Annotated in this window: 10 protein-coding genes; 5 read left to right on the top strand and 5 right to left on the bottom strand. The window is 59.5% G+C overall.

Annotated features, from left to right (window positions below; genetic code table 11):
• From WBP53_RS02050 to WBP53_RS02040, 3 genes are all read left to right on the top strand, one after another.
• A partial coding sequence (locus WBP53_RS02050; RefSeq protein WP_423925432.1) for a BON domain-containing protein occupies positions 1-592 on the top strand: 592 nt, incomplete at its 5' end.
• A gap of 45 nt (positions 593-637) precedes the next feature.
• On the top strand, positions 638-1,027 hold the full coding sequence (locus WBP53_RS02045) for a nuclear transport factor 2 family protein (RefSeq protein ID WP_423925430.1): 390 nt from the start codon (positions 638-640) through the stop codon (positions 1,025-1,027).
• A 15-nt stretch (positions 1,028-1,042) separates the two neighbouring features.
• The gene (locus WBP53_RS02040; protein ID WP_423925428.1) at positions 1,043-2,428 is read left to right on the top strand and encodes an FAD-binding oxidoreductase; all 1,386 of its coding nucleotides are present in this window, start codon (positions 1,043-1,045) and stop codon (positions 2,426-2,428) included.
• A 221-nt stretch (positions 2,429-2,649) separates the two neighbouring features.
• On the opposite strand, the gene WBP53_RS02035 is transcribed toward WBP53_RS02040, so the two are convergent.
• Genes WBP53_RS02035 through ribH form a run of 4 tightly spaced genes read right to left on the bottom strand, consistent with a single transcriptional unit; the run spans position 2,650 to position 5,079 of the window.
• Positions 2,650-3,150, bottom strand: a complete 501-nt coding sequence (locus tag WBP53_RS02035) for a phosphatidylglycerophosphatase A family protein (protein ID WP_423925426.1) — start codon at positions 3,148-3,150, stop codon at positions 2,650-2,652.
• Positions 3,147-4,118, bottom strand: coding sequence for a thiamine-phosphate kinase (gene thiL / locus WBP53_RS02030; RefSeq protein WP_423925424.1), 972 nt, complete (start codon positions 4,116-4,118; stop codon positions 3,147-3,149). Before thiL ends, WBP53_RS02035 begins: the two co-directional genes overlap by 4 nt.
• Positions 4,119-4,156: 38 nt before the next feature.
• Positions 4,157-4,618 carry a transcription antitermination factor NusB gene (gene nusB / locus WBP53_RS02025; protein WP_423925422.1) on the bottom strand — a complete coding sequence of 154 codons (462 nt, stop codon included), beginning with the start codon at positions 4,616-4,618 and terminating at the stop codon, positions 4,157-4,159.
• Positions 4,615-5,079 (bottom strand): 6,7-dimethyl-8-ribityllumazine synthase, encoded by a 465-nt coding sequence (gene ribH / locus WBP53_RS02020; protein WP_423925420.1) that lies wholly within the window; start codon positions 5,077-5,079, stop codon positions 4,615-4,617. Before ribH ends, nusB begins: the two co-directional genes overlap by 4 nt.
• Positions 5,080-5,368: 289 nt before the next feature.
• Between ribH and metK the strand changes: the two genes are divergently transcribed.
• Positions 5,369-6,568: a methionine adenosyltransferase gene (gene metK, locus WBP53_RS02015; protein ID WP_423925418.1), complete on the top strand. Its 1,200-nt coding sequence runs from the start codon at positions 5,369-5,371 to the stop codon at positions 6,566-6,568.
• A 361-nt stretch (positions 6,569-6,929) separates the two neighbouring features.
• Here the strand turns inward: metK and WBP53_RS02010 are convergent, their stop codons facing one another.
• A complete protein-coding gene (locus WBP53_RS02010; RefSeq protein WP_423925416.1) occupies positions 6,930-7,316 on the bottom strand; it encodes a hypothetical protein in 387 nt (128 codons plus the stop codon).
• A 70-nt stretch (positions 7,317-7,386) separates the two neighbouring features.
• Here WBP53_RS02010 and WBP53_RS02005 point away from each other — a divergent pair.
• On the top strand, positions 7,387-9,786 hold a 2,400-nt coding region (locus WBP53_RS02005), incomplete at its 3' end, for a hypothetical protein (protein WP_423925414.1).

Raw genomic sequence — 9,786 nt, 5'->3', positions numbered from 1 at the left:
ATCAAGTCTGTTCGCCCTGCCCGCCTTGCTGCTGGCGCCGCTACTTGGCGGCTGTGTTGCCGTCGTTGCGGCCGGCGCGGTGACCACGGCCTCGTCGGTCAATGATCGCCGCGGATTCAGCACCGTCATGAGTGACAAGAATATCCAGCTCAGCGCCTACGACCTGCTCAACGCCGACAAGGAACTGGTGCTGAAGAACCGCGTCATGATTTCGGTCTATGACGGCATGATGCTGCTGACCGGTGAAGTACGCACCGAAGAACTCAAGCAGCGCGCCGAAACCATCGTTACCGGCTTCAATGGCATCGATCGCCTGGTCAATGATATTGCGATCATGGAACCCCAGGGGTTCTGGGCCAATCGCAACGACAACAAGATCACCGGCCGCGTGAAGCTGGCCATGGCTGATGCGACCAGCATGCCCGGCTTCGATGTGACCAAGATCAAGATCAGCACGGCACATCGCGTGGTCTATCTGATGGGCATCCTCAGTCCCGAGGAAGAAGACGTGGTCGTCGAGATCGCGCGCAATGTTCCCGACGTCGAACGCGTGGTCAAGATTTTCAAGACGCAGGAAGAGCCTGAAAGCTGATCTGTCCCGCAAAGTTCACCTTCACCCCCGATTGGAGCAATGTCGATGAATTCATCCCTTGAAGCAGTCCGCAGTGTTTATGCCTCGTTCGCAAAAGGCGACATCCCTGCCGTCCTTGGCGCACTAGCGCCGGATATTCGCTGGACCGAGGCCGAGGGTGGCCCGTATGGCGGTATTTCGGTCGGTCCGCAAGCGGTACTCGACAACGTCTTCATGAAGCTCGGCGGTGAGTGGGATGGTTTCGCTGCGATCGCGCATGAGTTTGTTGCGAACGACGACATCGTCGTCGCCCTCGGCGAATACAGCGGTACGTTCAAGGCCACCGGCAAGAGCTTCAAGGCGCCATTCGCTCATGTCTGGAGAATGAAGGATGGCAAGGCGGTTGAATTCCAGCAGTACACCGATACCGCGGTACACCTGCGACCGATGCAATAGCCAGTCGCATCGACAATGACACTGCCACTTCCGATGCTTTCTACCTTGCATGCCATGTTCCCGGCACAGTCCGTCAGCACCGATCCTGCCGAATGCCTGGTCTATGCCTATGACAACTCGCGACGCGAGGCGATCCCCGAAGCTGTCGTCTTTCCGGCTGCGCATGAGCAGGTGGTGGCTCTGGTCCGACTGTGCCGTGAACATCATGTTGCCCTGACAGCACGCGGTCGCGGCACCAATACCACCGGGGCCAGTGTTCCGGTCGCTGGCGGTATCGTCGCCAGCTTCGAGCGCATGAACCGAATCTTGCGCATTGATCCGGACAATCGCCTGGCCGTGGTAGAACCCGGCGTTCTCAATGCCGACTTGCAAGCCGCACTGAAACCGCATGGATTTTTCTGGGCACCGGATCCGACTTCCGCACCCTATTGCTCGATTGCAGGAAACATCGCCTGCAATGCCGGAGGACCACGCGCAGTAAAGTACGGCGCCACGCGCGACAACGTACTTGCGCTGCGTGCCGTGGACGGTCGAGGCGAAGAATTCCGCTGCGGCAAACCGACGACCAAGGGTGCCACCGGCTACGACCTGACCCGATTGCTGGTCGGCTCCGAAGGAACGCTCGCGGTCATCACGGAAGCCACCCTCAAGCTGACCCCGCTCGCGTCGGACAAGCGCACGCTGCGCGCAACCTTTGTCGACATGGCCGCAGCGGCGGCGGCGGTTGCCCGGATCATGGCTCAGCCTGTCACCCCCTGTGCACTGGAGTACATGGACGAAGATGCCCTGCGACTCGCGCGCAATCATGCAGGCGATTCGATTCCAGAGGCCGGCGCGATGTTGATCATCGAAGTCGATGGTGAAACCGATGCCCTGCCCTCCGCAGTCGCAGCAATCAGCCGCGCAGCCAAAGGCGATGGCCTGATCGAACTGCATGCAGCGAACAGCGAATCCGAAGTGACAGCGCTCTGGGCGGCACGCAAGGCCTTGTCACCGGCGTTGCGCACGCTCGCCCCGAACAAGATCAACGAAGACGTCGTGGTGCCTGTCAGCCGCGTTCCCGAATTGATCGCCGGCCTCAAGTCGATCTCGGCCCGCAACTCGATACCGATCGTCACCTTCGGCCATGCCGGCAACGGCAATATCCACGTCAACCTGCTCTATCGCCCGGAGGACCCGATCCAGGCAGCGAATGCAGCGGGGTGTTTGTCCGCGGTATTTGACCTGGTGTTTTCGCTGGACGGACTGCTCTCGGGAGAGCACGGAATCGGCCTGGCCAAGCGCGAGTTCATGCCGCGCGCACTGGATTCTGTGTCGCTGGATTTGATGCGCATGATCAAGGGGCAGTTTGATCCTGATGGGATTTTGAATCCGGGGAAGCTGCTGCCAGACGTCGCCTGAGGAATAGTTCGTTCGGCACACAAGAAAGAGCAAGCAATAGCAGTGCTTTCACTCGCCTGCGGTGCGTGAAAACGCTGCTCTGATGGCGCGCCGCGTTGAGGCTTGGGTATTCAGAAGAAGCGGGAAAACTGGATACCAGCCTCGCGCAGTCGAACTTGTCTTGAGCATGCCGAAAGGCTGGGACGGTGAATAGGCACCATTTCGAGTATCGCCTGTTACCGTCAGAAATTACCCACGATCCAAATAAACCCAGTCAAGACTGCCGCCGAATAGACCCCGGCAAGAGCATCATCCAGCATCACCCCAAACCCACCCTTCACCTTACGATCCGCCCACGAACAAGGCCACGGCTTCCACACATCGAACAATCGAAACAGAAAGAAGCCGACAACGATCCAGGCCCAGTGCGAAGGCCAGATCAACAAGGGCAACAAGGTGATCCACTGGCCGACGAACTCATCCCAGACAATCACGCCAGGATCGCTGATATCCAATCGGTTGATGACGACATTGGACGCCCAGATGCCAATGATGAAGGCCACGGCGATGATGCTCACCACCCACACAAGTGGCAACTCGCGCAGGCCGATCCATGGAACAAGTGCCGCGGCGGAACCGGCGGTTCCCGGGGCAAATGGGCTGAGTCCGGATCCAAACCCGCTGGCAATCCAGCCGGCCGGGTGTCCGAGTACGGCGCGACGTTGCTGTGCATCAAGCTTCATTTGAAATGATCCCATCCCTTGCTTGTCGTAGGCCGACGCCGACCATTGTGATCGAGTACGTGTACACCCGGCTCATCGATGACACGACCAATCCGCGAAACACGGCAGCCCTGCCTTTCCATCGCTTCACGCATGACTTCGACATTGGCTTCGGCAATCGTGAAAGCCAGTTCGTAGTCATCGCCACCCCACATCTGCAAACCAGTGCGGGTTTCGGCATCGAAGCATTCCGCCAGTGCTGTCGATTGCGGCAGGCAGTCCTCGCCAATTTCGATTCCGACTGCACTGCTGGAGGCTACATGGCCAAGATCTGCCAGCAAGCCGTCGGAAATATCGATGCAGGCACTGGCCAGTTCGCGCAAGGCGGTGCCTGCCCCAATCCTCGCTTGCGGACGGTTCAGTCTTGTGACCACAAACCGTTCATGCGCACCTGACTCAGCGCCGAGGGCACTGGCTGACTGCAGGATGCGCAAGCCTGCCGCCGCATCACCCAGAGTTCCTGTCACATATACAGCGTCGCCCACTGTTGCGCCGCTACGCTGGATGGCTTGTCCAGCGGGCACGAATCCATGCGCGGTCACCGTGATGCTCAATGGGCCGCGTGTAGTGTCGCCGCCTACCAGGTCAACCTCCCACGCTGCGGCAAGTTCCGCAAACCCCTTTGCGAAGCGTTCTACGAAGCCGGAATCCGCAACCGGCAAGGTCATGGCCAGGGTCGCCCACGCAGGCGTTGCTCCCATCGCCGCAAGGTCACTCAGGTTGACTGCCAGCGACTTCCATCCGATATCGGCTGGATCCGTATTGACTGGAAAGTGCACGCCGGAAACCAGGGTATCCGAGCAGATCACGAGTTCGCAGTCTGGGGGCACGCAGACAACGGCGGCATCATCACCTATGCCAATCCGTACATCAGGCCTGTTCTGCCGTGTGAGCTGCTTGATGATTTCGATCAGGTCGAACTCGGCCATGTCAGCAACTTTCCCCAGGCGGCGTGACGATTCCTGCCTCAGCGACCCTTGGTGCGAAATTCGGTTTCGCGCCACTGTGCGGCGAGCTTGTCGAGCACGCCATTGACATAGGTATGGCCCTGATCGGCTCCGAAACGCTTGTTCACCTCAAGAGCTTCATTGATGATCACGCGGTAGGGAACATCCGGTCGGTAGCGCAATTCGTAGGCACCTATGCGCATTACCGCGCGCTCGATGGGATCCACTTCGGAAATTTCGCGATCGATATGCTGGCGGATGCCTGCGTCCAGTTCGACCTGGTGCTGCTCCACGCCGCGCAGCAAATCCTCGAAATATTCGAGATCGGCAATTTCCATGTCCTGCTCGTGGCGGAACTGCTCGATCACCTTGACCATGCGGTTGCCGCCGACTTGCCAGGCGTAGATGGCCTGCAAGGCACGCCGCCGCGAACGCGAACGCGCAGCCAGGTCCACACCCTCGGGGCGATTCTGATGATTCACAATTGTCTCCACAGATCGATCATTTCCAGGGCCGCCAAGGCGACTTCTTCTCCCTTGTTGCCATGCGCGCCACCCGCGCGCGCTTTGGCATCGGCATGGTGTTCAACGGCGAGGACGCCATTCAGCACCGGAATCCGGTACTTCAGCGACACTCGCATCAGTCCTTCGGAACAGCCGTCGGCTACATGCTCGTAGTGCCGGGTGTCCCCGCGAATCACGCAACCCAGCGCGATGATTGCTGCGCAGTTTCGGGCTTTTGCCAACCTGGCTGCCGTCACCGGAATTTCCCACGCGCCGGGAACGCGAATCAGGTCGACGTTCACCGCATTCACGCCGTGTTCGTCCAGTGCGCGCTGCGCACCTTCGATCAACGCGTCGATGATGCCCGGATTCCAACGGCTCGCGATGATCGCGATTCTGGAATCCGTAGTCACGCGGGCGGTTCCGCTGAAGTCGGTCATGAAAAAGAAGCCGGGGTTTGAGCGGCCAGCACTGGAAAGCTGCCCGAGGACGCGCAGTTTAGCGGACTGGCGCAGCCGGCAGGAACAATCGACACGCCACGGCGTGGCCAATCCCATTCCTGCCAGCTGTCCTGCCGCCGGCCAGGATCGGCATCCGCAGCCGCCCCGCCGGTTGCGGGATAGGTTGGCCCTCATGGACCCGGTCTTGCTACCCTGCAAAATCCCGGATACCCGTGTATCATTCGCGGCCCGTTCATCCCTCCATCCGCATAGAAGGATAGTTGCCGAAATGAGCAGCACCCTGTTCACCTCCGAATCGGTTTCCGAAGGTCATCCCGACAAAGTCGCAGACCAGATCTCCGATGCCGTCCTCGACGCCATCCTGATGCAGGACAAGCGCGCCCGTGTGGCCTGCGAAACCATGGTCAAGACCGGCGTTGCCATCGTTGCAGGCGAAGTCACCACCAGCGCCTGGATCGACCTCGAAACGCTGACCCGCAAAGTCATCCTCGACATTGGTTACGACAGTTCACAGGTCGGCTTTGACGGCGAGACCTGTGGCGTCCTCAACCTGATCGGCAAGCAATCGCCCGACATCAATCAGGGCGTGGATCGCAAGAATCCCGAAAAACAGGGCGCCGGTGACCAGGGCCTGATGTTCGGCTACGCAACCAACGAAACGAAGGAATTCATGCCGGCGGCGATCTACTACTCGCACCGTCTTGTCGAGCAGCAGGCCAAGGTACGCAAGAAGAAGAATTCGCCGATGCCGTGGTTGCGACCCGATGCCAAGTCACAGGTCACTCTGCGCTATGAGAACAACAAGGCCGTGGCCATCGATGCCGTCGTGCTTTCGACCCAGCATGATCCTTCAGTGAAGCAGAAGGACCTGGTTGAAGCCGTGCGCGAATACATCCTCAAGCCCGTGCTGCCGGCCAAGTGGCTGCACAAGGGCACCAAGTTCCATATCAATCCGACCGGCAAGTTCGTCATTGGCGGCCCGGTGGGCGATTGCGGCCTGACCGGACGCAAGATCATCGTCGACACCTACGGCGGCTGGGCCCGCCATGGCGGCGGCGCGTTTTCGGGCAAGGATCCATCCAAGGTCGATCGCTCGGCGGCCTACGCGGCGCGTTACGTGGCCAAGAACATCGTTGCAGCGGGCATCGCTGACCGTTGTGAAGTCCAGGTCAGCTATGCGATTGGCGTAGCTGAACCCACTTCGATCTCGGTCACCACCTTTGGCACGGGCCGTATCCCGGACGACAAGATCGAAAAGCTGATCCGCAAGCATTTCGACCTGCGCCCGTACGGCATCATCAAGATGCTCGACCTGGTACACCCGATGTACCAGCGCACGGCCAGCTACGGCCATTTCGGCCGCATCCCGGAAGTGGTAAAGCTCCCGGACGGCAGTTCGTTCACGGCATTTTCGTGGGAAAAGACGGACCGCGCAGAGGCACTCCGGTCTGACGCGAAGATCAAGTAGCTCGTTCCGAAGTCGTTCCATCGCGAGACGAAACAGGCCGCCTTGTGCGGCCTGTTTCTATTTCAGGGCCAGCATTTTTCCAGAACGCCATACCCACGCGCTTTGCGTTTCTGGGTGGGTTCTGAAGATTGTCGTGCAGGATTGATACCGCCTGCGCGACACCCAGGAAGCCATCCCGCGCATCCACGGATCTGCTCGGAGCACACTCCAGATGGCGGTCAATTCGAATCAGCGCTTCCAGATTGCCCTCCGCGCGTTTTGTACACAGAGCTACACGTGCTGCTATACGCGATCCGACTGGATCACCGGAAACGCTCCACGGGCGGGCATTCGACCTCAGCGAATGACCGGGATATCGGAATCAACAAAGCGAGTCGCCATGTCGGCGCTGCTCGTGGACCATTCGCCCCTGTCTGGCACCGGGCTCGCCAACGCGCCTGTTCAGGCGGATGCGATGTCGAACCCACTCGAATCCATCCGTGAAGATCGCGTCTCCGTAGGCGATCGCACCATGCCTGGACGGGACACTGCGCGCAGCATCGTGAATGTCGGTATCGACCACACCACCAAGGTCGAATCCCGCGCCGACCGCTGGAGATGCCGGGTCAAGCCCACAATAGCCCTGCGCTGGAGGAATGAACTGTGCGGCTGCCAGGGAATTTGGGAAACCGTTGTGCTGGGTCGAAAGGCTCTGATTGATGCAGGCATTGCCCTGTGCCGCCAGCGGCATTCGGGGCGCGATGCACACCGCATTTTGATACCTTTAAACACGTTAAGGTTGCGGCCTCACGGGTAGTTCAGGCAGGGGAACAATGGCCATGCATACAGCTTCGCGATGTACCAGTGACATGCCCTTCGCCCGCGAGTATTTCGCAATCCGGAACTCCAGCAGGCAAATGTCTGCCGAGTTGACCAACCATGCAGCGAAACTGATTCGCGCCCTCTGCAGCCTGTTCTTGCTGCTGCCACTCATGACTTCACTGGCCGTAGATGCCATTGCCCATTCTGAAGTCGAGATTTCTGCGATGACCACGCACGAGCAATCAGGCAGCGACGATACGATTTTCGCGAACGGCTTCGAAGTCAGCGGATCGCTTGCCTATTTCGAATCCGATGTCCAACCCCTGCTGGTCAGTCAATGTGGAAGCTGCCATCTCGGAGACCGATTTGCCTTTGCAAGCCTCCGGCGTGCAGGCACACAATTCATCGAAAGCGAAACCGCGGCGAACTACGCAACATTCAAGACGCTCATCGCTCTGGACGATCCCGATCAGAGCAGGCTGTTGTCGAAGGTCGTGCCGGCGACCGATGCGCGCTCGATACCCCACGGCGGTGGCAGCTTGCTGGCCACGTCGAGTGTCGGCTATCAGACCCTGCTGCACTGGATCCGGCTCGAAAAGGATGCGACTTGCGCGGACTGCGGGCGATCTGCCAGCAAGGCCTACGTCGCGTACCTGGATCAGCCAGCCTGGCACTGGGGGGTCAATCGACAACCCGTAAGGACTGACTGGGGACTGCGAAGCGGCGCACGAATCATGCTGCAGCCAATTAGCCCGGCCACGATGGCGCCGCTTGGCCAGCCAGTGGACTTCCTTGGCGACAACTTCTGCGGCTCCGATGGCAAGTGCGATTTTGGCCGCTCGTCGGCCAGCTATGCGGGTGACAAACTGGCATTCGAATGTCGAGTGAATCCCGGCGCCTCCGACATCCCGTGGCTCGATCTGAGCTGGAATATCTGCATCGCGGAAATCGGTGTTGACGGTCGTGCGGTGAACCCGCGCTTTCTGCGCCCGGAAGCCGACCGGCATCGGGGCTGGTCAATCGCCAGGATCAATCCGATTGGCATGCTCGGCAGCGACGGCAGGGGATTGCTTGGCGCCTATGATCCGTTCGTCCAGATGCGCAAGAAAAACGACTACTTTCCGATTTTCTCGCCAGACGATTCGCGAATCTATTTCAGCAGCCGGTCGGCGGATCCAAGGACCGGCGTGGGTGGTACGCGTGCCTACCATGGCTTTGAACACACCAACAACATCATCTCCACCAGGGTCGATGGCAGCGATAAGAAATCCGTCTATCTCAACGAAGGCGGCACCGCACTGGAGATGGCATTCCTGCGCAATGGCAACCTCGCCCTGCATGTCTGGAACATCGAGCGCATGGACCGGCACCTCTACTTGCAGATGACTGCCGACGGCATGATGGAGCTGCCAGTGCTCTTCGGGCGCACCCAGGGACGCAACATGTGGGGAAGCATCGCCGAACTGGCAAATGGCAGGACCATTGGAATGACCGGCAGGCGGCGTGGATCGATCAGCAATTTCGTGCCGTTCTCTGCCGATCACACCGTGGGAACCAGCATGGACCCCGCGTTCCCCGGATTCAGGATCCTCGACCCGGCACTGGACGCGGAAATGGATTCGGATTTCGCCTATTGCAACTCTCCGCCCAACGGAGCCAATTGCAGCACGTCGCGGTTCTACGATGATCCCGGCTACGCGCCGAATGGTCGTGTGCTGATGACCTACAACTCCAACCGAACCTACTATTCGAATGACGATTCGGAAGATGGCTTCTGGCAGAACTACGGGGGTTCGATCTCCGCCATCATGCCGTACGTTCCGGAGCTTTCGATCGCGCTTGTTGATTTCAATGGCAACGCCGCACCGTTGCTGGTGCCAGCCACGGGCCGCACATTCCGGTATCCGACCTGGGTTGGCAAGCGCCAGCCTCCGACGATCCAGGTTCCACGTACCAACGAAGCAATGTCCACCGCAGAACTGCATATCGCCGACTTCCCGTTGTGGATGTCCTTCGCCGATAGCGGATCACAGAACAGCACGAGCAGGATCAATTCACTGGACCGCATCGTGGCCGTGCGTGTGCTGAGCAAGAAAATCGATGGCAACGCCTGCACCAGCGATGGCCTGCCCTATCGATTGAACGTGTGGACGGAAGTCCACGATCACCCGACCCAATTGGGCATCAACAATGCAACGGCGTATACGCGCTATGTTGTGCCACAAGCTCGGGGCGGGGACATCAATGGCGATATCCCCTTGCACGCCGACAACTCCGTTCGTCTGGTCGTGCCGGCCGGAAAACTGTTGCTGTTCCAGGGAATCGACGCCCAGGGATACATGGTCGAACAGCACAGCAGGGTTTTCGCACTACCGCCAGGCCACGTAGTCGACACCTCGGTGAAGAGATCGCAGTAC

The sequence above is a fragment of the Dokdonella sp. genome (assembly GCF_049593775.1).
Lineage (GTDB): Bacteria > Pseudomonadota > Gammaproteobacteria > Xanthomonadales > Rhodanobacteraceae > Dokdonella.
Note: the sequence above shows the minus strand (reverse complement) of the source record. Positions and strands in the feature narration are given on the sequence as shown.

Coding starts and splice junctions, on each gene's coding strand:
- WBP53_RS02045 (WP_423925430.1), top strand. CDS start 638: ATGAATTCATCCCTTGAAGCAGTCCGCAGTGTTTATGCCTCGTTCGCA.
- WBP53_RS02040 (WP_423925428.1), top strand. CDS start 1,043: ATGACACTGCCACTTCCGATGCTTTCTACCTTGCATGCCATGTTCCCG.
- WBP53_RS02035 (WP_423925426.1), bottom strand. CDS start 3,150: ATGAAGCTTGATGCACAGCAACGTCGCGCCGTACTCGGACACCCGGCC.
- thiL (WP_423925424.1), bottom strand. CDS start 4,118: ATGGCCGAGTTCGACCTGATCGAAATCATCAAGCAGCTCACACGGCAG.
- ribH (WP_423925420.1), bottom strand. CDS start 5,079: ATGACCGACTTCAGCGGAACCGCCCGCGTGACTACGGATTCCAGAATC.
- metK (WP_423925418.1), top strand. CDS start 5,369: ATGAGCAGCACCCTGTTCACCTCCGAATCGGTTTCCGAAGGTCATCCC.